20 protein-coding genes are annotated in these 24,731 nt (G+C 44.3%); 3 read left to right on the top strand and 17 right to left on the bottom strand.

Going from position 1 to position 24,731, the window contains the following annotated elements:
* Positions 1–191: 191 nt before the first annotated feature.
* From ispG to EE116_RS06150, 10 genes are all read right to left on the bottom strand, one after another.
* A complete protein-coding gene (gene ispG / locus EE116_RS06195) occupies positions 192–1,250 on the bottom strand; it encodes a flavodoxin-dependent (E)-4-hydroxy-3-methylbut-2-enyl-diphosphate synthase (RefSeq protein WP_122873688.1) in 1,059 nt (352 codons plus the stop codon).
* Between the two features lie 71 nt (positions 1,251–1,321).
* Positions 1,322–2,440 carry a hypothetical protein gene (locus EE116_RS06190; protein WP_122873687.1) on the bottom strand — a complete coding sequence of 373 codons (1,119 nt, stop codon included), beginning with the start codon at positions 2,438–2,440 and terminating at the stop codon, positions 1,322–1,324.
* Positions 2,441–2,449: 9 nt separating this feature from the next.
* Entirely contained in the window at positions 2,450–3,916 is a 1,467-nt protein-coding gene (locus EE116_RS06185; protein WP_122873686.1) for an MBOAT family O-acyltransferase, read from the bottom strand.
* A 591-nt stretch (positions 3,917–4,507) separates the two neighbouring features.
* Positions 4,508–5,251, bottom strand: a complete 744-nt coding sequence (locus EE116_RS06180; protein ID WP_122873685.1) for a DUF4272 domain-containing protein — start codon at positions 5,249–5,251, stop codon at positions 4,508–4,510.
* A gap of 235 nt (positions 5,252–5,486) precedes the next feature.
* Positions 5,487–6,119 (bottom strand): DUF417 family protein, encoded by a 633-nt coding sequence (locus EE116_RS06175; RefSeq protein ID WP_002946673.1) that lies wholly within the window; start codon positions 6,117–6,119, stop codon positions 5,487–5,489.
* A gap of 442 nt (positions 6,120–6,561) precedes the next feature.
* Positions 6,562–8,661: a primosomal protein N' gene (locus tag EE116_RS06170; protein ID WP_122873684.1), complete on the bottom strand. Its 2,100-nt coding sequence runs from the start codon at positions 8,659–8,661 to the stop codon at positions 6,562–6,564.
* Positions 8,661–9,077 (bottom strand): type II secretion system protein, encoded by a 417-nt coding sequence (locus EE116_RS13050; RefSeq protein WP_163028036.1) that lies wholly within the window; start codon positions 9,075–9,077, stop codon positions 8,661–8,663. Before EE116_RS13050 ends, EE116_RS06170 begins: the two co-directional genes overlap by 1 nt.
* A 620-nt stretch (positions 9,078–9,697) precedes the next feature.
* On the bottom strand, positions 9,698–10,201 hold the full coding sequence (locus EE116_RS06160) for a type IV pilin protein (RefSeq protein ID WP_122873682.1): 504 nt from the start codon (positions 10,199–10,201) through the stop codon (positions 9,698–9,700).
* A gap of 132 nt (positions 10,202–10,333) precedes the next feature.
* On the bottom strand, positions 10,334–10,558 hold the full coding sequence (locus tag EE116_RS06155; protein ID WP_002946662.1) for a hypothetical protein: 225 nt from the start codon (positions 10,556–10,558) through the stop codon (positions 10,334–10,336).
* Positions 10,559–10,565: 7 nt separating this feature from the next.
* A complete protein-coding gene (locus EE116_RS06150) occupies positions 10,566–10,799 on the bottom strand; it encodes a hypothetical protein (RefSeq protein WP_002946661.1) in 234 nt (77 codons plus the stop codon).
* Between the two features lie 67 nt (positions 10,800–10,866).
* Here EE116_RS06150 and uvrB point away from each other — a divergent pair, with 67 nt between their 5' ends.
* Positions 10,867–12,843, top strand: coding sequence for an excinuclease ABC subunit UvrB (gene uvrB / locus EE116_RS06145; RefSeq protein WP_122873681.1), 1,977 nt, complete (start codon positions 10,867–10,869; stop codon positions 12,841–12,843).
* A gap of 682 nt (positions 12,844–13,525) precedes the next feature.
* Here uvrB and EE116_RS06140 read toward each other — a convergent pair.
* Positions 13,526–14,230, bottom strand: coding sequence for a metallophosphoesterase (locus EE116_RS06140; protein WP_122873680.1), 705 nt, complete (start codon positions 14,228–14,230; stop codon positions 13,526–13,528).
* A gap of 297 nt (positions 14,231–14,527) precedes the next feature.
* On the opposite strand from EE116_RS06140, the gene EE116_RS06135 reads away from it, so the two are divergent.
* The gene (locus tag EE116_RS06135; RefSeq protein WP_122873679.1) at positions 14,528–16,984 is read left to right on the top strand and encodes a molybdopterin-dependent oxidoreductase; all 2,457 of its coding nucleotides are present in this window, start codon (positions 14,528–14,530) and stop codon (positions 16,982–16,984) included.
* Between the two features lie 190 nt (positions 16,985–17,174).
* Here EE116_RS06135 and EE116_RS06130 read toward each other — a convergent pair whose 3' ends face one another.
* The 6 genes from EE116_RS06130 to rpmB form a co-directional block, all read right to left on the bottom strand.
* Positions 17,175–17,858, bottom strand: coding sequence for a hypothetical protein (locus EE116_RS06130; RefSeq protein ID WP_241091495.1), 684 nt, complete (start codon positions 17,856–17,858; stop codon positions 17,175–17,177).
* A gap of 104 nt (positions 17,859–17,962) precedes the next feature.
* On the bottom strand, positions 17,963–18,574 hold the full coding sequence (locus tag EE116_RS06125) for a LysE/ArgO family amino acid transporter (RefSeq protein ID WP_122873678.1): 612 nt from the start codon (positions 18,572–18,574) through the stop codon (positions 17,963–17,965).
* A gap of 329 nt (positions 18,575–18,903) precedes the next feature.
* Complete coding sequence (locus tag EE116_RS06120) at positions 18,904–20,997, bottom strand: RNA degradosome polyphosphate kinase (protein WP_122873677.1); 2,094 nt, start codon at positions 20,995–20,997, stop codon at positions 18,904–18,906.
* Between the two features lie 382 nt (positions 20,998–21,379).
* Positions 21,380–21,604: an HP1242/YdcH family protein gene (locus EE116_RS06115; protein WP_002946649.1), complete on the bottom strand. Its 225-nt coding sequence runs from the start codon at positions 21,602–21,604 to the stop codon at positions 21,380–21,382.
* A 211-nt stretch (positions 21,605–21,815) separates the two neighbouring features.
* Positions 21,816–22,940: a potassium channel family protein gene (locus tag EE116_RS06110; RefSeq protein ID WP_420886350.1), complete on the bottom strand. Its 1,125-nt coding sequence runs from the start codon at positions 22,938–22,940 to the stop codon at positions 21,816–21,818.
* 27 nt (positions 22,941–22,967) lie between these two features.
* A complete protein-coding gene (gene rpmB / locus EE116_RS06105; protein ID WP_002945979.1) occupies positions 22,968–23,159 on the bottom strand; it encodes a 50S ribosomal protein L28 in 192 nt (63 codons plus the stop codon).
* Positions 23,160–23,371: 212 nt separating this feature from the next.
* Here rpmB and EE116_RS06100 point away from each other — a divergent pair, with 212 nt between their 5' ends.
* Positions 23,372–24,730 carry an STAS domain-containing protein gene (locus tag EE116_RS06100; protein ID WP_122873675.1) on the top strand — a complete coding sequence of 453 codons (1,359 nt, stop codon included), beginning with the start codon at positions 23,372–23,374 and terminating at the stop codon, positions 24,728–24,730.
* Position 24,731 lies beyond the last annotated feature (1 nt).

Raw genomic sequence — 24,731 nt, 5'->3', positions numbered from 1 at the left:
CTCGTAAATTTGCTTTAGATTTGAACGGTCAAATTTGAGTTAGCGCCATAAAGAGCGTGGTTTCGCAGGCTCGCACTGATAAATAGAGTTCAAATTTGACGAACAAATTTAAACCCGAGCCAGAGGCAAATTTATCGGCTCAAATTTGACCGAGCCGAGCGTCGCCAAACGTCAAATTTGACGCCTGAAATTTACGCCCGCGACTTTATCTCGTCGTCGATCTCGAGTAAAAATCTATCGACTAGCTCGCCCTCGGGCAGCCTCGCGACCACCTCGCCTTTGCGCATTATCATACCGTTTCCTTTGCCAAAGGCTATCGCCACGTCCGCGCCCTTAGCCTCGCCGATCGCGTTTACGACGCAGCCCATCACCGAGACGTTTAGCGGCTCTTTGATGTGTTTGGTTTTTTCTTCGACGAGCTTTACCGCAGCCATCAGATCAGCCTGCAAACGCCCGCAGGTCGGACATGAGATGATATTTAGCCCCTCTTTTTGGCGGCCGCTGTCTTTTAGGATCGCTTTTGCGACCTTGATCTCTTCTTCTAGCTCGCCCGTGATGCTAACTCGCATCGTATCGCCGATGCCCTCCAGTAGCAGTCCGCCTAGCGCGATCGCAGACTTTATCGTCGCGTGAAAGCTAGTGCCAGCCTCCGTAACGCCGAGGTGAAACGGATACGCCACAAGCGGCCGAAGCGCACGGTAAGCGGCCATCGTGCGCTCGACGTCGCTTGATTTTAGCGAGATTTTGATATCGGTAAAATCAAAATCCTCGAGCAAATTTATGTTATAAAGCGCGCTTTGCACCATCGCTTCGACCGTGCGGCCGTATCTGTCCTCAAACTGCTTTTCTAGCGATCCTGAGTTTACGCCGATGCGGATGGGCAGATTTCGCTGCTTGCACGCGTCCACGACGGCTTTGATGTTCTTTTTTGAGCCGATATTGCCCGGGTTTATGCGGATAGCGTCGACGAACTCGCTAACTATCACGGCGTAGTTGTGGTTAAAGTGGATGTCGGCGACGACGGGCAGCGGGCTAGCTTTTACGACCTCACGCAGTGCGGCGGTGTCCTCTTTGTCAAACACGGCGCAGCGCACGATATCGCAGCCGGCAAAATAAAGCCGCTGTATCTGCTCTAGCGTGCCTTTTACGTCTTTGGTCTTGCTAAATGTCATCGACTGCACCGATATGGGCGCGTCTCCGCCTATTTTTACATCGCGGATTTTTATCTGTTTCGTGGGGTATCTTTGCAAATTTGGCCTTTAAATTTTATTGTGCGATTATATAAAATCTTGGCTTTTAAATAAATTTACCGCCCCAAAACCTACTCGCCAAAAACCTCGCGCCTATACTCCCGCGTATCTATAAATTTAGCCCTCAGGCTCTTTTGATTTTCTACGTGCGCGTCTATGTTTTTGCTAGTTATCTCTACACCTAGCCCCGCGTGCTCGCCCCGCCCCGACAAGAACTCCAGCATCATATCGCCGAGCCTTGCGTTATAGTGGCTAGCTTCCCAGTAGTACGGCGAAATTTGGCCTGCGTTTTTAGGTAGCTCCTGAGTCGTTATCTCGTTATAAAGGCCAAAATCCACTATCCTAAACGGCCTCTTTCCAAGTCGCTGGGCAACCTCTTCGTTTACGGCCGTTATCTGTTTTTTCCACTCATACCATGCCGCGTCAAGCCCGACTCTGTAGTCCATAACTTCAAGCAGCCTAGCATGTAGCGGACTTATAGCGATATCAAGGGTTATATTATTTTCGTGAGCATCCGTTAAAATCTCGATAAAATTTTCATAAGACAGCCTTGATACCTCGTCTCTTTTGCGTTCAGCCATATATCCGCTCTCTATCTTTTTTACGGAGTATTCACGGTAGCCCCCGTTTCTTCGCACCTCTTCTAGCAGCGACGCCTCGGTCCGTCTGCCGTCAGGCTCAAAGAGCGGAGTTTTGCCGTATTTTAGGACAGTCGCTACCGAGTCGCGAAGCGTCTGGAAGCTAAATAAAATTTTATACGCGCTATGATTTTTAAAATACTCCTCGAAATCATCGGCCTTGCTACCGCCGCCTAGCATCGTCTTGTCGTCAAAAACGAGCAACGCCTGCTTTAAATTTCCTTGTTTTATCGCCCATTTTAGATAGGCTTTAGCTTCGTTTAGATTGCTTCCCGATACAGCCGCGTTAAAGGCGGGCTGCATGAAATACCTATGCGCCGAATTTAGAGCCGTTTGAGGGCGAGAGTTTCCTAAAAATATCGACGCGGGCCTGATTTTTTGAATCTTTAAAACCTTCATAAAGCGCGACTGCAAATCCTCTCTGGGCTTATTTTTAAAGATATCCGTATCGTAAATCCTGTATGGATCGACCAGGTAGTTAAAAACCGCCACGAGCGCGAAAATCAAAGCCGCCGCGGCCAAAAAGCTAAACGTCCATTTTTTAAATTTCATACGATTTTCCTAAAAGTTAAAATATAAAAATTGAGACATTTTGTGCAAATTTAAAACGCCCAGCGTAAAACAAAGCACGGCTAGGGTCAAATTTAGCCCGCCGAGTCTAAAGCCTTGCAGTTTTTGCGCAGAGTTTTTAAATAGCAGCGCTACCGCAAAACCAGCGATAAGGTAGTAGAACAAGGTGTTTGTGCTGTCTATTTGTATATTTGGATTCCACTCGCCAAATTTTACGCCGTACTCCCTCAAAAAACCGACCTTTTTCTCTAGCCGCGAATTTAGAGTTAGTCCGCCGCCTAGGCCAAACATCCCCTTTAGCACCTTTAGCGCGTCGTCCCACTCCTTTGCTCTAAAAAACACCCATGCGATATTTACGAAGTTAAAGGTTATAAACCAAGCTATGAATTTATTTAGTCTAAAGCCCAGCTCGCTCCAAATCCTTTGGACGATCAAAGCCGCGCCGTGCAGACATCCCCAAAATACAAACGTCCAGCCCGCCCCGTGCCAGATGCCCCCTATCACGAAGGTAGCAGCTAAATTTACGTACGTTCTCGCCTTGCCCCTGCGGTTGCCTCCCAGCGGGATATAGACGTAATCTCTCAAAAAACGGCTTAGCGTGATATGCCACCTGCGCCAAAAATCCTGAATATTTAAAGCCTTGTAAGGCGAGTTGAAATTTATCGGGAGTTTGATGTTAAAAAGCAGCGCCGCGCCGATCGCCATATCGCAGTATCCGCTAAAATCAAAATAGAGCTGAAACGTGTAGCTAAGGCTAGTCGCCCAAGCTTCGATCAAATTTAAGCTCGCGGCCATGTCAAAGCCCTCGGTCGCCCAAACGGCGAAAGTATCGGCGATAACGACCTTTTTAAAAAGCCCGATAGAAAATATAAAAAGCCCAAGAGCGATATTTTTGTAGTTGATTATTTTATTTTTAGCTTTTGCAAACTGCGGCATCATCTCCTCGTGATGTACGATGGGGCCGGCGATTAGCTGCGGAAAAAACGTAACAAACAAGCAGTAATTTAAAAAATCATACCGCTTCGCGCTCTCTTCTGCCGCGCTATCTACCAGATACGCGATCTGCTGAAACGTAAAAAACGAAATAGCAAGCGGCAGGAGTAAATTTAGGTGCGATATCTGCGTACCGAAGGCGAAATTTACGTTGCCGATCAAAAAATCGGAGTACTTAAAATACCCAAGCAAAGCCAAATTTGCCGCGATACCAAGAGCAAGGAGAATTTTTTTTGAAATTTTAGGATTATTTTTACAAAGCTCTAGCCCAAAAGAGTAGTTAAATATCATCGAGCCTACTATTAGCGGTAGATACGCGATGTTCCACCAGCTGTAAAAAAATAGCGACGATAGCACCAAAAAGCCTTTCGCCGCTTCGCTAAGGCGCTTTTTATTTAAGAAAAAATATACGAAAAAAGTTATGGGCAAAAATAAAAATATAAATTCGTAAGAGTTAAAAAGCATTATCCATCCATTGATTTTTAGCGCAATTATAATAAACATTATTTAATATTTAAACAAAATAAAAATTAATTAATTGCTACCGAGCAAAAACTAAACGCACAAGCGGCCAAATTTGAAGCAAGGACGTAAAAATAGTCTGCCAAAGTTGCAACTTAAATTTGAGCGAAATGACGCAAGAGGCGGTATCGCGAAGTTAGACTAGGCGCGGATGAAATTTGCGGGCGGAGCGTATGCTTGATATGTAATAAAGCAAATTTTAAACGCAACGACGTATAGCAAAGAGAAACAACACACAAAGATAAAGCGAAATTTAATTTTTAAGCGTAGGCTAGTTTAAATTTGAGTTAAAGAATACAAGAACGGCAGTATCGCGAAGCTAGACTAAGCGACTTAAAATTTTACGATGGTGATTATTGTGCATGAGTAGCGACCGAATATAGCGATGCGAGAAAATACCGCTACACGGAAATAAGGTGCAGTATTTTTTCTTTAGACGAGGCGGAAATGAGCCGAATGAAGGAGCGTATATTATAATACGTGACTGAAATTCGGCGAAATTTCCAACGACGTATAAAGGAAAAAGACGCGCCGCTAGGTATTTAAGTCCGGATAATCCCACGCATTATATTCGTCAGTTAGATTATCATTTTCGTCCCCCTTGCAGCACAGCCACTCTAGCCCGCCGCGCCTCTCCATCACGACCTCTTCGTCGAGCCCCGCGCAGTCTGAGCCGTGCACGCGGGCATTGACGCACGCCCAGTGGTAACGATAGACGAGATCAAGCGCTTGCAGGATTTCATCAGTACCCCGCAGCTTCACGCGCTCCGAAAAATCACCGCCGATAAAGGTATCCATCACAAATTTGCAGTCGCAGATCTCGTTTGGGAAATTTAGCTCCTCTACGAGACCCATGGCCCACATCAGCGCCCACAGCGACTCGTATTTCCAGCCCATATTTACGGCCTCGTTATAGCTCGCCTCGCCCTGCACGACGCGGCGTTCCATGCGCGTTAGCTTGTCTATGCACCCAAAGCGATTATCCAAAAAGTCCTTCGTGCCCTGCTTGTCTTCGTCGGTTAGCTCGCCGTTATCTCTGATCGTGCAAGCACACATTATCGCGGCAAACGAGCAGATCGCACGGGCGATAACCTCGTCCTTTTCGCGCGGAGTGATCTCACCCGTCTCATATCGTAGCGGCAGATGGTCAATGTACGGCACGCCTTGGGATTTTAAAATTTCTATGCTTATATCCTTGCGCTCCTGCGCGGTCTTGCCGATCTTTGCGGCGTTTGCGCTATTTTTGCCGCCTCTTTTGAAAAAATCGAAAAATGCCATATTTTCTCCTTTAAATTTAGGGCTGCATTTTACCTAATCTCCGCTTATAGCAGCATTTTACGCGTACACGGTTTGCTAAATTTAACGAGCGAGCAAACAGATAAAATTGATTTGGTATATATTGAAAAAGCAAAGTAATTTTGTAACGAAATAGTAAAAAGTAGAGATGAGAAAAACGGCCGCGAGCGGAGAAATAACTAAATTTAGGTCTACCGCTCGCTAAAATCTGCAAATTTTACTTAGCCGAGCAGCTTTTGCAGCACTCCAAAATCCTGCGAGCCGCATTTGAGGCTACGATTAGTCCCGCAGCAGACATTATTATATCTTTTAGCACCAGTCGTCCGGCACCCGATAGATACGGGAAGCCGTGATTAGGACTTTCAGTGATGCCAAGTGCTGGATTGCCTAGATTTGGCACCCAAGTCTCAGGCGTCGTTATCAAAAAGCTAAGCGTTACGATAGACATGCCAAACGTCAGCAGTCCGCCGATAAGCCCTAGTTTAGGGAACCAAATGCCAAGCAGCACGAGCGTACCGATAGTGCAGATCATCGCGCCGATCAGATACGAAACCGCGTAAGTACCGTTTTGTTTATGCCACTCGATGTTTTTAGGCACGACCAAGCCTTCCGGATTTTTGTGCAGGTTGTACTCGGCGACCATTTTGCCCTTGCCGTTATCTACGATATCTTTTTTGCTATACATGTAGCTAAAAAACGGGCTGTTGGTTACAAACGGCACGATGCCGTCGGCCTCGTATTGCACGACTTTGAGTCCGCCTATCCACGCCATCACGATGAAAATCGCGACGCTAACGTAGTTTACGAAATATTTTTGCGAGCCTGCTAGGGCTTGTAAAAATTTTTGCATTAAGTTCCTTTAGGGTGATTTTTATAATTTTAATTAGACTGTATATTTAAGGCTAGATAAAATTATAACGGGATTATATATAAATCATATAAAATTCTGCTTAAAAAGATAAGCATTATCATAAATGAAAACTTTAATTACATTTTAGTTTTGATTTAAGTAAGATTTTAAATTCATAATATCTTTATCTGCAAATAGCAATCAAAACACACTAAAGACTATTTGATAGATTTGGCTGGTCTACGTGAGCGGATTAATAGCAAAACTTGCGTTAAATTTAAGACTTAATCTCTAGCCGCCAAAACCAAAACTAGCTCGTTTTAGCTTAAATTTTGACACCAAGCCGAATGTGAAATTTGATTTTACAAACCTTGCAAAACATTTAAGACGCTTTCTAGCCACCCAAATTAAACATCGAAAATCAAACGAAAAGAAATCAAATTTACGAAAAATTTATCGGATCCATATCGACGTCAAAGCCGTGCGCGGCACAGATGCGAGCGGCTTTTATGAGCGGAGCGTGCGAGGCGCAACGCAGCAAAATCTCAAAACGGTATTTGCCGCCAAGTATTTCGATCGCGCACTTGCCGTGTCCGACTATCTCGAGCGAGGTTTCGGCGGCGCGCAAATTTTCAAGCTCGGCTACGCAAATTTCAAGCCTTTGTTTTACCGCCTGCTCGCTTTTTTCAGAAACGACAACCCGCAAAAGCCTAGCAAACGGCGGATATATCGGCTCTCTAGCAAGAATCTCCTCAGCCAAAAACGCATCGTAATCCGTGATAAAATTTTCAAAAAACTCCCGCTGCCTACTCTGCACGACCACGCGCCCCTCACCCGAGCGTCCTGCCCTGCCCGCCACCTGCATTGCCAGCGCCAATGTCCGCTCGCGAGCGCGAAAATCAGGGAAGTTTAATAGCTCATCGACGCCCATGATGACAGCAAGATCCACGTTGTGGTAGTCGTGCCCCTTACTCAACATCTGCGTGCCAACGAGCGCGTCTATCTCGCCTGCATTAAAGGCTTTTAGCGTCTTTTCGAGCTTATTTTGCGTCGTGATCTCGTCGCGGTCGAATTTCTCGATCCTTGCCGCTGGAAACGCCGAGCGCAAGGCCTCCGTTAGCTCGTCGGTGCCGATTTTTTTCGCCTCGATCATCTCGCTACCGCACTTCTCGCACGAGCACGTCGCAGCTGTCGTAAAGCCGCAGTACTGGCACTTTAGCACATTTCGTTTCTTATAAAAGCTCATCCCGACGCTACAAAATGGGCACTTTATAGTACTGCCGCACTCGCGGCACGACAGATAGCGGAAGTTTGCGCGCGTCGGTAAAAATACGACCGCCTGCTTACTGCTCGCAAAACTCGCCGCAAGCTCGCCTAGGATCATATCGCTTGCCCCCGTCTCACTCTCGTCGTAGATAAATTTTTTCTCGCTTTTAAAAAACGTTCCCCTTAGCCTAAAATGAGGCTGCTTTTTGAAGCTCACGACGCTCGGAGTAGCAGAGCCTAGCACGACTTTGACGTCAAATTTGCTCGCTAAAAATAGCGCGAGGTCGCGGGCGTTATAGTGCGGATTTTGCGCGGATTTGTAGCTGTCGTCGTGCTCCTCGTCGACGATGATGAGTCCAAGCTCGCTAAATGGCAAAAACAGCGCTGAGCGCGCGCCTGCGATCAAATTTATCTCGCGACTCTGAAATTTTTGCAGGATTTCGCCGCGTTTTTTTGGGGTTATTTTGGAGTGCCAGACTCCGAATTTTTCGCCAAAATAGCTCTTTAGCCGCTTCGTCATCTGAGGCGTTAGCGAGATTTCAGGCATCAAAAGCAAAACTTGTTTGCCCGCGAGTAGATATTCGCGGATAAGGGAAAAATAAATCTCGCTTTTACCGCTCCCCGTATCGCCGAAAATCAAACTCGTTTTGTGAATTTTGGCAAAATTTAGCGCCTCTTGCTGGTCTTGGTTTAGGCTTGGGATTTTTGGGAAAAACTCGGATATATTTAGGTGGTCGAAAGCCGTTTTGGGCAACTGCTCAGAGGTATTAAATTTTAATTCAGTAGCAACGTTCCCATTTGAGTTCAAATTTTCCTGATAGTCGCCGCTATTTAAATTTTCAGGCAAATTTGACTGCGATGTTTCGTTTAATTCCGTAGTCAAATTTAACTCTTTGCTATCGTCAAATTTGACATCTAAGTTATCGTTTAGCTCATTTTTGTCGCTCAAAATTTGCACCTTCGTCAAATTTTGCAAGCAAGGCGCTTCAATTTCTAGTGGATTAAAAAGCCCAGCCGCAACAGATAAATTTACGACATAGTAATGCGAGATAAATTTCAAAAGAGAGATTTGTATCGGTGTAAGCGTGGCGGGTAAAATTTCTAAAATTTCAAGCGTTTTAAAATTCGGCTCGGCTACGCTTTGGAGGACATAGCCGATAGTTTTTTTATTTTTTATATTGATTAAGACTTGGGTAAAATTGGGTATTTTAAAATCTGAACAATATGTAAGCGGCTTAAGGTTTAAGCCGCTCGGAATTATTTGGTAGTAGGGCATTACTCCGTCAATTGTTTGCAGAGTTTGTCGTTTTTTGGGCAACTAAAAGAGCCATCGGCAGTATCATAAGCAAAATCTACGCTTTGATTTTTATTTAACGCAAAGGTATATACAGTCCTGCTGCCTGTCGTGCCTCCTTTTTTCCACCCAGATACATCAGAAGCGCCTTTTTCTTTTATACCGTTTTGCAAAACATTAGCAAAAATATTCGTTGCTCCAGATTTTTCAAGGCTATCATAAGTAAATTTGCCAGATAGCATATCAGTATTATGCTTATTTATTATACCGCTTCGTATCGAGGCTATATCACTTCTAGCTTTAACGAGCACCGCATCATCTCTCGTTACAAACAATCTAGGCACAGCAATACTAGCTAGTATTCCAATAACAACTATTACAAATACTAGTTCAAGCATCGTAAATCCACGCTTCATAATAACCTCTTGACGTTTTTAAATTTTTGGAAAATTATACCACTTTATATTAAAAAATAGCTTTTGATCCAACAGGGTATTCACTGTTTTTTAAACTGATAAAATCATTATTTCTTTCAAGAACCTTACAATAGTTTATAATTACGCTTGGATCTAGCTTTATAACTACATGACTGGCGGCGTCTTTTATAAAGCGGAATTTTAACACGCAGTCTTTAGTCTTAAATATCAAATACTGTGCGGGTAAGTAGCATTATTTAGATTGACACTACCGCCAAAAGAAACGCTTGGAACGTTCGTCATATCTTTTATATCGTTTGATATCCCGCCTTACGAGGCATTATACGCCATCACATCGCTCATAAGCTGTTTTGTATTGGCTAAAATTTGAACGAAATTCGCATCATCTCTAGCAAGAGTCAAGCAAGGAATCGCAAAATGTGGTAAGTATCCCCAAGATAACTATAACAAATATGAGCCCTATCATAGTAAATGCGTATCTCATATCTTTTCCTAGATAAATTTAGGGCTAAATTAAAAAAAGCCCAAAACTTGCTAAGGCAAGCTTGGGCTTTAATTATTAAGCTTATTTTTTCTAAAAATTAGAATTTAACGTTTATACCGCTGATCGCAACCTCGCCAGCGCCGCTCTCTGTAATAGCTCCAGTTGTTTTATGTGAGAAAGTAAATTTGCCTTTTACTAAAGTATCAACACCTTTGCTAGCTAAGACCTTTTTGCATATTTCTGTAGTCTTATCAGTGCCCCCTTCTACCTTTAAGTGAGCAGGCTTACCTGTAGTACCATCAATAGTTGGAACCAAAGTAACTTTCACGCATTTTTTACCGGCAGCTACTATTTCGTCTGTAAGGGCTGCACCACCGTTACTAAGCTGAACATTTGTCATACCACTTAATTTTGTAGCAAATTCACCTTGTGAAGTATAATAAGCACCCAAGTCACTGATTAGTGTAGTTAAGTTTGTTCCAGCTTTTGCTATCTCAGCGTCATCTCTAGTCGCAGTTAGTCTTGGGATAGCTACAGCAGCCAAAATACCTAGTATAACGATCACGAAGATCAACTCAATCATTGTAAAACCTTTTCTCATATGAGACTCCTTGTGTTTATTTCTGCATACACTTATGCAGTTGGCGGGATTATATAGATAATTAGCTTAAAAATAGATTAAAATGAAATCTTTTTATATGGGTGCGTGTAAAAAAGTAATCTAGGATAAAATTTAACTTATTTCTTTACTTACTTTTTGGGCCAAAGAGCGCAGATCGCGCTCCTGCTGATAGTTTTCATAGCATTTTTGGACAAAGGCGCTTAGTAGCTCTTTGACGTCGAGATATTTTTTGCCTCCGGTAAAGGTCTCCCACTCTTTTTCAAAATTTTGGGCAAAGTCGTCCTCGAGGCTGATGTTGTAGAATGTGGAAGCTATTTTTACCGTTATTTTTTTCATTGTTTATTTATTTTCCCAGTACCGCTTCGATCTTGCGGATAACGTCGTCGCTCTCGGTGTTTTTGGTTCTCAGGTCTTCTTCTAGGCGGGCGATTTGATTTGTTTTAGCTTCGTTTTGGGCTTTGACGCTGATTAGTTCGTTGCGTAGAGACTCGTTTTCTTCGCAGATTTCGTTATATCTAGCCAGCAGGTCGTTTACCTTGTCGGTTAGGGTGTTTAGTACTTTATCGTTATCAAACATCTTTTTCCTTAGTTTTGGTATAATTTTACGTAATTGTAACAAAAAAAGCTGATTTTTAAGGTAAAAAATGAAAAATTTTGAAATTTCGTCCAAATTTAGCCCGAGCGAGGATCAGGCCCGCGCAGTCGCTAACATAGTAGCCTCCGTAAGATCTGGCAACAAATATCAAACGCTTTTAGGTGTCACGGGCTCAGGCAAGACCTTTACGATGGCAAACGTTATACGCGAGCTAAATATGCCAACGCTAATCATGACGCACAACAAGTCCCTTGCCGCGCAGCTTTATAGCGAATTTAAGGGCTTTTTCCCTAAAAATCACGTGGAGTATTTCATCAGCTACTACGACTACTATCAGCCCGAAGCCTACATCCCGCGTCAAGACCTTTTCATCGAAAAGGACAGCTCCGTAAACGAAGAGCTCGAGCGTCTGCGCCTATCTGCGACGGCGAGCTTGCTTAGCTTTGACGACGTCGTGTGCGTGGCGTCGGTGTCGGCCAACTACGGCTTAGGTAATCCTAGCGAATACCAAGGCATGGTCGCGTATCTGGGCGTGGGCGAAAATATCAATCAGCGCGCGCTACTGCAAAAGCTCGTCGATATGGGCTACAAGCGAAACGATAACTACTTCGACCTAGGCGACTTTCGCGTAAACGGCGACGTGGTGGACGTCTATCCCGCATACTGGGGAGACGAAGCGCTTCGTATAGAGTTTTTCGGCGACGAGATAGACGCTATGTATCACTTTGACGTGCTGGAAAACAAAAAACTAAAAGACGTGGGTAAATTTACGCTTTATGCCACGAGTCAGTTTATCGTGGGCGCAGACCGCCTAAAAATCGCCATCAAACAGATAGAAGAGGAGCTAGAAGAGCGGCTAAAAGAATTTAACGAGCAAGGCAAGCTCGTCGAGGCTCAGCGCCTAAAACAACGAGTGGAGTTTGACCTAGAAATGATGAGCAGCACGGGCATGTGCAAGGGCATCGAAAACTACGCGCGCCACCTAACCGGGCAAAAGGCAGGAGAGACGCCCTACTCTATGTTTGATTATTTCGAACTTGGCGGCAAGGACTATCTAGTCATCGTGGACGAAAGCCACGTGAGCCTGCCGCAGTTTCGCGGGATGTACGCGGGTGACCGTAGCCGAAAAGAGGTGCTGGTGGAGTACGGATTTCGTCTCCCGTCCGCGCTTGATAACCGTCCGCTTAAATTTGACGAGTTTATAAACAAACGCGCCAAATTTCTTTTCGTCTCGGCGACCCCGAACGAATACGAGATAAATTTAAGCCGCGGCCACGTCTACGAGCAAATTTTACGCCCGACGGGACTGCTAGATCCCTTAATCGAGATAAAAGACAGCGAAAATCAGGTGGAGATTTTATTTGACGAGGCAAAAAAAACCATCGAGAGAAACGAGCGCGTACTAGTCACCGTGCTTACCAAAAAGATGGCCGAGGAGCTCAGTCGCTACTACACCGAGCTTGGCATCAAGGTCAAATACATGCACTCCGATATCGACGCCGTCGAGCGAAACGAGATCATCCGCGGACTGCGCGGAGGCGAGTTTGATATGCTTATCGGCATAAATTTGCTAAGAGAAGGGCTTGATCTGCCCGAGGTTAGCCTCATAGCCATCATGGACGCCGATAAGGAAGGCTTTTTGCGCTCAACGACGAGCCTCATACAAACGATGGGGCGCGCGGCTAGAAACGTAAACGGACGAGTGCTGATGTTTGCCAAAAAGATCACCAAATCCATGCAAGAAGCGATGGATACGACGCTAGCTCGCCGCAAGATGCAGGACGAATACAACCGCGCTCACGGCATCGTCCCGCGCTCTGCTAGCCGGAACATCGAAGAGAGCCTGCACGTCGAGGATGAGGGCGAGATATATAAACGCGGCAAAAATCTAGAAAAAATGCCTGCCGCCGAGCGAGCGAGCATAATCAAAGAACTAAGAAAGCAGATGCTAGAAGCCGCCGAGCAGCTGGAGTTTGAGAAGGCGGCGGCGTTGCGCGACGAAATCGCCAAAATCCGTAAACTTTAAAATTGGCGGCTTGTCTTTTTCCGCCATACTTCGTTACCGGCTCAGTCGGCTTCGGTCACGGACGACCAGTCCGCTCCCTCGCCTCGCTCGCCGCTGCCTCGTCTGACGAAAAAACACTTCGCCTTATCGTTTTGCGTTCAAATTTGGGGTCCAATTTGGCTAAATTTGTAAATTTGGCTTCAAATTTTACTCACCGAGATCCGCATCTTGAGAATACTAAATTTGGCTTCAAAGAATTTTTAAATTTTATGAGCGAAAAGCTTTCGTCCCGAAAATTTGAGCTGAGTTTGTAACGAAGCCAAATTTTCGTGCCGCGATTTATCGTGGGCGCGAGCGACAACCGCTTTGAGTGAGTAAAATTTTAAAAATTTTATAAAACTTATACTAAAATTAGTCCCTTACACAAAGAATAACCGTTTAAGATTACTCTTTGCTTGTTGTAAAAGAGGTGAGGCTTGGATTTTGCTTCCTTTGCGGTCGCAACTGCAAAGCAGAGCGTAATTCAAGTCCTTCCCCCTTAACAAAGAAGCAAGACGGCGTCAAACAATCATTTTCGTTTAAAGAAATTTAAGGACATAACGTTAAATTTGACCAAAAACTAAATTTAATACTTTATAGACTCGAGTCTCGGTGCATAAAATTTCAAATTTTAGTCAAATTTAGCCTCAAATTTCAGCAAATTTTACTCTCCGTCCTCGATATTTTCCTGCATAAAAACCCGCATACTCGGAAACTCGAGCGCGCAAAGACAGCCAAAATCTTGCTTATAAACGCAGCCCGTGTCGATATTTGCGCTAAATTCCGTGATATCGGGGCTAGCGATCGGCGTATGGCCGTAGACATTAAAGACGCCTTCGTTTTGGCTAAAATCGCCTCTGCCGCAAAGTACATGCCGCCTAAACTCCGCCGCGCTATCGCCGTGCGAGTTACGTAGCGCCCACATCCGCCCAATCGCCGAATGCGACGCGACGAGCCGCCTGCCTTGTGCGTTTTTGAACTCGGCAAACTCCAAGTAAAGCGGTAAATTTGATAAAAACTCTATATGTGCGAGCTTCTGGGTGCGGATAGCTTTATCGTAGGAGGCGAAAGTCTGCGCGCCGCCATTTAGGTAAAACCAGCGCGGATCATTAGGCATTTCGCCACGTAAAAATGCGTCCTTGTGTTGCAAAAGGCGGTATTCGTGATTGCCCATCACAGCCGCGTAGCCTCGCTGCATCGCTAGCTGCACGACCTCAAAGCTACCATTTCCGCGGTCTATCAGGTCGCCGACGAAGCAAATTTTAGAATCAGCGCCGCGTGGCAAGCGATCTATAAGTGCGCAGAGGGTTTTATAACAGCCGTGAACGTCGCCGATAAGATAAATTTGGTCGCCATAATCATTTAACATTTTTATTTGCCTATCTTAAATTTGGCTCAAATTTTAGCCATTTTTTATAAATTTTACAGTCGCTTTTACGCTCTTATACGCTTAAAACCAAACAATACCTACTAAAAATCACATTTTTTATATACTTTTTATTCTTTATCTCTTATAATATCATATAACTATAAAATTAGTTTTTATATTTCAAGGAGGTTTAATAAATAACGCCGACGGCTTCAAATTTGGTCATAGGCTTGGCCGAGAGTATACTTAACGCAACACCAAAGACGAGATAACCAAATTTCATTTCAAGGGAGAAAAATGAAAAGACGAAATTTCTTAAAGCTTAGCGCGCTAGCCGGCGTCAGCCTGCAAGCTAACAGGATAGAGGGCGTCACTCAGACACTTTTTGATCAGAAAAAGGTTTTTTGCGCAAATAGATTCGGTCCGTTTTACGCAAACGTAGTCAGCGGACAGATAACTAGCATAGATCCTTTTGAGGCGGATAAATTCCCGAGCACTTTAAATAACGCCGTCGCAGACTGCGTCCAAAACGAAAGCAGAGTACTATATCCTTGCGTTAGAAAGAGTTATTTGGAGAAAAAAGGACCAAATAAACCCGAGCTTAGAGGCGAGGAGGAATTCGTAAGAGTTAGCTGGGATACGGCGCTTGATCTAGCCGCAAAAGCTCTAAAAGAAAATTTTGAAAAGTACGGCCCCGAGAGCATCTATGGAGAGTGCTACTGGTGGGGCGGCAGCGGTAAAGTCAGCTGGGGTAGAGCTACGGCTAGAAGGATGCTAACGATACTAGGCGGCTTCGTCTCAGAGGACGGCAACTACTCCTATGGTGCTGGTCACGTTATCATGCCTCACGTTATCGGAACTATCGAGCCAAACGAAGTTCCTACGAAATGGGAAGCGGTACTAAAGTCTGCTAAAACGATAGTTTTTTGGGGAAGCAATCCCGTAGTAACCAATGAAATAGGCGTAGGCGCTCCAACTCACGAGGGCTACGACGTGTATGCCAAGCTAAAAGATATGAATGCAAAAGGCGAAAAGAAAATTTACGCCGTAGATACCTATAAAAACGATACGATCAGGTATCTAAACTCGGACTTTATAGGAGTGGTGCCGGGGACGGATACGGCCATGATGATAGGCATGTGCCACTATCTATACGAAAATAAACTATACGACGAAGCCTTTATAGGCAAATACACCGTTGGATTTAATAAATTTAAAGATTATTTCCTAGGCACTAACGACAAGGTGGTTAAAAATTTAGACTGGGCTAGCAAAATTTGCGGCGTAAGCGTCAAAAAGCTAGAGGAGCTATGCGTGTCGCTAGCTAAAAACGAGTCTTTGATAATAAGCGGTTTTGCTATCCAAAGACAAGATCACGGAGAGCAGTCATATTGGGCTCTCATCACGCTAGCCTCGATGCTAGGATACATAGGCAAGGAGGGCTGCGGCTTTATGACTTGCGATCAGGGGCATAAAACCAGCACGGATAGCTTTATCGCACCGGCTCTAAAAGGCCTAAGCTCGGTTCCTAGCGAAAAATACACCACAGAAAATAGCCCTTGGGTAAAAAACAAAGGCTACGTCATGCCAAACAGCAGAATAATAGACGCACTCCTAAATCCGGGCCAAGAGATGCAAAGAAACGGCGAAATTTATAAACTCCCGCATATGAGAGTTTCCGTAAGCGCTAGCGGCTCGATATTTACGAGACATCAGGATATAAACCGCGCGGTACAAGCATGGAAAAAGCTCGATACCGTGATAACCATAGAGCCTTATTGGACTAGCGGAGCTAAGCTCAGCGACATAGTCCTGCCTGCAGCTATCGAGCCTGAGAGAAACGACATAGAGCAGTCAAACGCTACTGGCGAGTATATCTTTGCCATAAAACAAGCCGTTCAGCCTATGGGCGAGAGCAGGAGCGATTTTGAAATTTGCAAAGGAATTTGCAAGAGATGGGGCATGGAAGAGGTATTTACCGAGGGCAAGACCGAGATGGAGTGGATAAAAGAAATTTTCGCCGACGCCATGGACCAAGCCAAAGCGCTCGGATACGATAATCTGCCTACGTTTGACGAGTTTTGGGAGAAAGGATACGTAAAATTCGACAAAAAAGACGAAGAGAAAAAATACTACACTAGATTTGCGAATTTTAGAGAAAATCCGAATAAATTTAGACTCGGAACGCCATCGGGAAAGATCGAGATTTACTCGCCCGTCATCGCAAAAATGAAATACGACGACTGCCTAGGGCATCCGGCATGGTTTGAGCCTACCGAGTGGCTTGGCGATAAAGAAAAAACAAAGAAATATCCACTCGCACTAAATACTCCGCACTCTCGCTTTAGGCTACACTCTCAGCTAGATAACTCCATAGTTAGAAAATACGCTGAAGTAAACGGAAGAGAGCCTATATTTATCAGCCAAAGCGCGGCCAAGAAGCGCGGCATCGCAACAGGAGACGTGGTTAGGGTGTTTAACGACAGGGGCGAAATTTTATGCGGAGCGATAGTGAGCGACATAACCCAAGACGACGTCGTAATCATATGCGAAGGCGCATGGTACGACCCCGAAGTCTACGGCAAAAAGAGCCTGTGCCAGCACGGATGCGTAAACGTGCTCACAAAAGACAAAGGCACGAGCAAGCTAGCGCAAAGCAACATCGCGCATACGAATTTAGTCCAAGTCGAAAAATATAAAGGCGCAATAAGACCTATCAGAGCGTTTTCAAAACCAAAAATCATAGGCGCTTAAATTTACGGCGGGGCTTAGGCTCCGCCGTTTTTGAATGTTATTATCTCCGCGGTTTATCAGATCAGCCGTAAAGCAAATTTTAGAATCAGCACCACATGGGAAACAATCTATCATGGGCAAAGGGTTTTACAGCAGCCATGAACGTCGCCAATGAAGTAAATTTATCCTTTATTTTACTAAATTTTAGCGGTTACTGACGATAATCTTTGTCGAAAAGCTTATCTAGACTGTCTTTTCTGTATTCCAAGCCCTTCAAGATCGCCTCCACGCCATCTCTAGTTAGATCGCGGAATTTGACGCCTTCAAAATCAAAATACACCGTCATCCCGTTATCGCTGATTTTAATAATCCGCATAGCATATTGAGAAAGACTAAATTTATCTACACCTACGCAATTTATTAGCTCGTCGGCATATTTAGCAATTATATCCTTTATAATCATTTTTGATTTATACTGCTGCTCAGTCGCATAAGTAGCCACGCTCGGAGCTAGTTTTTCAATGTTTTTCTCATAGGCCTTAAATTTATCGGTCTTAGTTACCGTCCCATTTCTTGAAGTTTCAAGGACAGATTTTAAAAACTCTATATTCAAATTTATCATAGCATAGGCATCGACCTTTATCCAGTCCAGCGCATCCTTATCAGCGTTGATATATGGGTTAAATTTGCTCGGCAAACGCATTTTTGACGCGTTTAAATTTCGCCAAAATTTTTCGTGAGCCTCCTGGCTAAATTTAATCTGCCCGCCTGCAACATCTATCGCAACCTTTCTAGCTATATGTAAATTTTCGCTAGTTGAGCTTCCGTCGCCTTTTGATGCTATGCCGCACCCGCAAAATATCAGCGCAATCATAAAAATAATCAGCTTTTTCATCGCTTCTCCTGTAAACATAATTTTGCGAAATTTTACTACCGCAAGCATTAAATTTTACTTGCAAAATACGCGCAAGCTAAATTTCGCATCAAATTTGAGCACCCTCACTCGCCGACAACTAACATCACGCCAAGCGCTATCATAGTAACGCCGACGAAAAATTCCAAAATTTTCCACGCGGCGGGGTTTTTAAACAGCGGCGCCAAAAACCTAGCTCCGTATCCGAGCGAAAAGAAAAACGCAAACGACGCGCACATCGCGCCCATACCAAAGAGTCCCGCACTCTCGCTAAATTTCGTAGAAACCAAGCCAAGAAGCACGACCGTGTCAAGATATACGTGCGGATTTAACCACGTAAAAGCTAGCGTTAGAAGCGCCGTTTTAGCCGCACCGCGCGTATCCTCGCCGCCGGCTGCTAGAGCATGCGATGCGCTAAATGCGCTATAAAGGCCACGAATTCCGTAAATGCTCAAAAAGACAAATCCGCCCCAAAGCGCGGCGGTTTTGATGATGGGATAGCGCTCAACCACGTAGCCAAACCCCGATACGCCCGCAAAGATCAGTGCAGCGTCGCTAAGCGCGCAGATAGCGCAAACTAGAAAAACATGCTGTTTTTTGATGCCTTGTTTTAGCACGAAGGCATTTTGAGCTCCGATGGGTAAAATCAGCGAGAGCCCGAGCGAAAAACCAGAGAAAAAGGCATTGAAAGAGTTCATTTTATCCCTTAAATTCGGCGTATTTTGGTGTTTTTCAAATTTTGACCGAAATGCGTGCGACAAAAAGCTCGGCGAAGTAAAATTCGCGACATGCGGAGATTTCTGTAAATTTGTGAGTTAAATTTTAACAGCATCAAGGTGCAGGTCTCGGTGGGTAAAATTTGAAGTCAAAATTTACAAATCGACTTCAAATTTGAATATAAAACGACAAGGTGAAATATTTTTGTTCTAGACGAGGCGCTTTTAAATTTGGCGACGGGAGTTGCCATATAGGTAATGACCGAGCCGAATTTACAAGTAACGAAGTATAGAGCAAAAAGACGAGCCGCTCAACTTTCTTTTAGCAGTTTCGCCACCATCTGCTCGCTCTTCCCCTTATCGGTATCCTTTTTCGTCGCCTTATATATCCCGCTCACGTACTCCTCGAGCACCTCTTGCGAGTTTATACGCGCGTCGCCCTCTTTCGGTCTTACCTTGGCATATTCGCCGCTGTTTTGCAACTCAAACGCTAGCTCGTTATCGCTAAGCTGCAAGCGCAAAAACTCCAGCAAACGCTCTTGCAAATTTTTATCGATTATCGGCGTCATGAGCTCTAGGCGGCGCTCGAGATTTCTCGGCATCCAGTCAGCGGATGCGATGTAAATTTGAGGGTCGGCGTGCCTAAAATAAAATACCCTCGCGTGCTCAAGGTATTTGCCGATGAGCGATCTCACGCGGATATTTTCGCTTAGGCCTTTCACGCCAGGACGCACGCAGCAGATGCCGCGCACGATGAGATCGATCTTCACGCCCGCGCTACTTGCCTTTACCAGCGCGTCCACGATGTCGCTATCGACTAGCGCGTTCATCTTGGCCACGATCCTGCCCTGCTCGCCGTGCGCGGTCTCGGTCTTTATCATCTCTAGCACGCGCTCTTTTATCTGCATCGGCGACATGGAAAGCGTCTGCAAACGGCGGTTTTTAGAAAAACCCGAAAGTATGTGAAAAAACGTCGTCGTATCGCTCGCAAACTCCGCCCTGCTCGTAAAATAGCTCACGTCGGTGTAAATTTTCGCCGAGCCGCCGTTGTAGTTGCCCGTGGATAGATGCATGTAAAATTTGAGCTTGCCGCCCTCCTGGCGGATGACTTGGCTCACTTTTGCGTGCACCTTAAAGCCCGTGATGCCGTATATCACGTGTGCGCCGGCGTCCTCTAGAGCCTTTGCCCAGTGTAGGTTGTTTTCCTCGTCAAACCTCGCCTTTAGCTCGACCATCACGGTTACCTGCTTGCCGTCGTTTGCGGCGTCGATGAGAGCCTGGATGATAGGCGAGTTTTTATCGACGCGGTAGAGCGTCATGCGGATCGAGATCACGCGCGGATCCTTGCTCGCCTCCCTGATAAACTGCACGACGGGATCAAAGCTCTCGTAGGGATGCACGACTAGCACGTCTTCTTTATCGATGACGTCAAACATCGAGAGATGAGTGCTAAAAGGCGGCAATGTCTTTGGCGCGTACGGCGGTAGGCAAAGGTACGAAAATTCTTTATTTCCCACGATTTGCCAGAGCGAATTTAGCGTGAGCGGGACGGTGTACTCGTAGATATCCTTATAAAAAATCTTCATATGCGAGTTTAGAAACTCGACTATCTCGGCGTCGGCGTCCTTTTGTATCTGCATGCGGACAAAGGCGCCCTTGCGGCGTAGCTTGAGCCCTTGCTCGAGGATCATCATAAAATCATCGGCCTCTTCTTCCTCGATGACGATATCGGCGTTTCGCGTGACCCTAAACGCCGCCGAACTAAGCAGCTTGTAACCCGGAAAAATCTCTTCTGCGTGGCGGTGTACGATCGTTTCTATCGGCACGTAGACGTTGTCGGCCGCTTGATAAAATCTCGGCAAAACGCGCGAGATGCGTATCATGCCAAATTTTATAATCTCTGGACTATCCGCGTCGGCAAGCTTAACGGCTAGGCTAAAGCTAAGGTTGTTTAGATGAGGATACGGGTGCGTGGCGTCAACCGCGATAGGCACGATGACGGGCAGGATATTTGAGAAAAAATACTCGTCGCATTTAGCGCGAAGTTCGGGCGAGATTTCGTCGTAATTTTTCATAAAAAGCCCGTTTTGCGCGAGCTCTTTTAATGCGTCTTTATAGTGTTTTTCCACGAGCGCGAGTTCGTCTTTGATGTATTTTCTGATCTCTCTTAGCTGCTCGAGCGGACTCATGCCGTCGCTACCGCTAGCTGCGACTCCCGCGGCAAAAAGCTGCTTTAGTCCCGCGATGCGGATCATATAAAATTCATCCAAATTCGTCATATAAATCGCGATAAATTTTAGCTTTTCAAGCGGCGGCAACGCCTTTTCGCATTGAGCTAAAACGCGCGAGTTAAAGCGCAACCAGCTAAGCTCGCGGTTGATAAAAACGCTCTTTGTCTCATCCATTTTCCATCCTTTTTAAACTTTTATAAATTTTAGCGAATTTTATCTTAAATCACGGTCTTTCCGAAAAGTGCGAGTTTGTGTCGTAATAAACAAAAAAATTAAGCTTCGGCAAAAATAGGCAAGAAAATAAGATGGAATATATTTGGGCGGTTATTATTTTATGCGTCGGAATGGCGGTTTTTGGGTACTCAAAAAGATTTCGATGTAGCCGCGTTGTAAATTTGAAAACAAATTTATATTTTGCATCAAATCTGGTGTTTTTGCAGCGATTTTGCATTCTGGTTTTGAGTTAAATTTGGCGCGATTTGCAGCTAATCAAAGATAAAAATTTGAGAGAATTTGAGGCAGAAAACGGCGGTACAAATCGTCCGCCGCTATTAAATTAAAGATTATTTTCTTTTTTATACTCGGCTAAAAAGGCGTAAATTTCGTCTTTTAGTCTGAGTTTTTCGCGTTTTAGAGCATCCACTTCCGCATCGTTATAAACGTTGCCTTTTTGCATCTCGGCGATCTTTTCGTCTAGGTCGTTGTGTTTGTCGAAAAGCGACGTAAATCTCGCATTCGTGCCTTTTAGCTTGGTTATAAGCTCTCTGTCTTCATGAAACATATCTGCTCCTTTGATGGATTAAATTTTAATTTAATTTTAGCGAATGTTATTTTAAGAGCTGGTTAAAAACGCGCCGTATTTGGGCGATTTGGCAAATTTTACCTAGCCTACGTCAAGCTTAAATTTATCAAATTTTATGGCACCGATGAATTGTTTTTGCGTCAAATTTGCAGTGATTTTGCAACGTAAATTTACCGTGCAAAGCTCAAATTTAAACGTACTTTAGCTCTTCTGGCTTATGCTTGCTTTTTATGACGCGTTTGGTTAGGCGTATCGACTCGCCGGTGCCGATAACAAGCAGCTTCGTGCCTGTGCCTATCAGCGTATCGCCCTTTGGCATCGGGATAAATTTGTTATTTACGTCTTTGATGCCAACGACGTCGGCGTTTGTTATATTTCGCAGGTTAGTTTCTTTTAGGCGTTTAAAGCGCACCCACGAATAATCAGGCACCAATATCTCCTCGATGTCGATCGGCGAGTCTTGCTTATACAAAAACTGCTCGAGCAAATTTTCCATATCCGGACGTACGCTCATCGCGCTAAGGCGCTGGGCGACGAGTTTTGACGGGCTCACGACGCTGTTTGCGCCGAGCTTTTTTAGGCGCTCGGTATCGTCTTGGTTATCGGAGTTTGTCATTATAAAATACGGCTTTTTGCGCCCGATTTCTTTTTCAAACAGCCTTACTGTTGCGATGAGAGCGATGTTGTCAGCGATATTTGGACTTAGCGTGATCATGCCTTTTGCGCTTGAAAAATGCGTCTTTAAAAGCGCCGTTTGCGTGTGCGGCTGAGAGACGATATAGTATGGATACTTGTATTTTTCCGCGATTTCCGGCAGATCCTCACGCGGATCAATAACGATAAATGGGATGTGATTTTCCCTAAATTCGCGGCTTAATTCCATTGTGTATTGGTTGTGATAGCAGATGACAAAGTGGTTTTTTAACCTTGCGATTTTATATAACATTCGTCTTTCCTTTATGATCGCTACGAGCGCGCCTTTTTTTAAAACTTCGAGCATCAAACCCGTAGAAAACGTAAAAACGGCAAAGCCTAGCAAAATAAAAGTGATAGTAAAAATCCGGCCGGCCGGAGAAATAGGCGCGACCTCGGTAAAACCGACGGTCGTAAAAGTCATACCGGCCTGATAAATCGCGTCTATCAGGCTAAAATTATCGATCGTGACATAGCCCATAGCCCCGACCATCATCATCAAAACGACTAAGATGAGCGGTAAGCGAAACGGGCGAAGTTGTTCGTAAAGTTCGGTATTAAGACTAATTTGAGGTTTTGCAGAACTTGACCAGTTGAGGAATTTTAAAATCTTTCTAAACAAAGACAACTCCTCAAATTTGCGGTAAATTTAGCGTGACTGTTTTCTCATTGTTCTTAGCGTAGAAGCAGCTACTTTGATCTTTCTCGTAGTGCCGTCCTCTAGCGTAACGCGGATGGTTCTTAGGTTTGGCAAAAACCTTCTTTTCGTTCTATTTTTCGCGTGGCTGACATTGTTGCCTACCATCGGACCTTTGCCTGTTATTGCGCATACTCTTGACATATTTGTTTCCTTAAAAATAAAAATTTCTGCTGATTTTATCCAAAATAAACAAAATAAAAGCTTAAAGCCGCTTTTACAAACGCGTTAGTTTTTAAACTGAATTTATGGATAAAAAAGCTAAAATAACAAAATTTAAACACGGTTAAATTTTAAAAAATTACCGGCTCGATTTACGTAAAAAATATCATTTTTTTAGGAAATTCTTTTATCTTATGAGATTAGATTTTAAAGACGACGTAGCTATATTTTATCCTTCCGGCTTTTTAGACGGCGATATCGATAAATACGAAATCAGCGACGCAAATATAAAATATCTACGCCAAAAAGCTCCGCGTCATATCCTAATATCGCTTAAAAATACCGTTTATTTTAACAAGGTAGGCTTTAATCTAATCCTTGAATCCGTCTCAAGAATAACAAAGGAAAATGACGCCGATATAGGCTTTTGCGACTACAATGAGATAAAATTTAAAGCGCTCAAAAGAATGTCTAAAGACGTTTTAAATTTATCTTTTTTCGAGACGCTAAACGTCGCTCTGCTTTTTTGGGGAGCATTTGAATCTGAAAATAAACAAATCATAGTTTTTAATGCCGATATCGAGCAAAAGCGCCAGATTGCGCTAACATTATCGGGGCGCGGATACAAACCGACTATCGCAAAAGACGAGGAAGAATTTAATCGTTTACATAAAGATTTTGAGTGCGCCATCCGCCTGACCGACATCAAATCAAATAAAAAAGAATTATCCACTACCCTTAAAGAAAACGTAGTGGTTTACGAGATAAACGGCTTTATAGACTCGGAATTTGCAGACAAATTCGCTTATAAAAGTTTCCTGCAATCGCTAAAAATCGGCTTTAAATTTTTTGTTTTTGATATGAAAAAATCAAGTTTTATAAATATTCACGGCGTGTCGTTTTTGGCAAAACTCGCGATGGAGTGTGCCGATAGCGGTGCAACCATAGCTATGTGCGGACTAAAAAAGCCTAACGTCTCAAAAGCGCTACTTCATGATTTAGAGGACTGCGGGATACTACTTTACGATACGATCCAGGATTTTTTCAATGACGACGCGACAATAGAAGGCGGCGGTAGCATAGAAGACGAAAAACCTAAAAATATAACAAAAGAATTAATAGATCTTTTACCGGATATCTTAAAAGTAGTGATGGACACGCTAGCCTCTTTATCAAATTTACCTATTTCTCGTAATAGCACCGAAGTAACAAATTTTAGTTGCGACGAGGAGAAATTTTGCATGGGCTCGGTAGCGTTTTACGGCGAGATGAACGCCAAATTTATCCTCTGCGTCGAAAAAAACGCCGTTAGTAGTATCTGCAAAATTTTACTCCAAGAAGGCGGTGAAGCAAGCATAACCGAAGCATATGCAGACCTGCTTAGCGTCATCTCAGACCGCATTGAGGCATGGCTAAAGAGCCGAAAGATAGAGGCGAATTTCACCTTGCCGCATGTTTTTGAAGAGATCAAAGAGGAAGACAAAAAAAACAAAGGCGCCCTCGTACGACTCGATATAGACGGCATGGACGCGATATTTTTTCTAAGCAAATAAA

The organism is Campylobacter showae, from assembly GCF_900573985.1.
Lineage (GTDB): Bacteria > Campylobacterota > Campylobacteria > Campylobacterales > Campylobacteraceae > Campylobacter_A > Campylobacter_A showae_E.
Note: the sequence above shows the minus strand (reverse complement) of the source record. Positions and strands in the feature narration are given on the sequence as shown.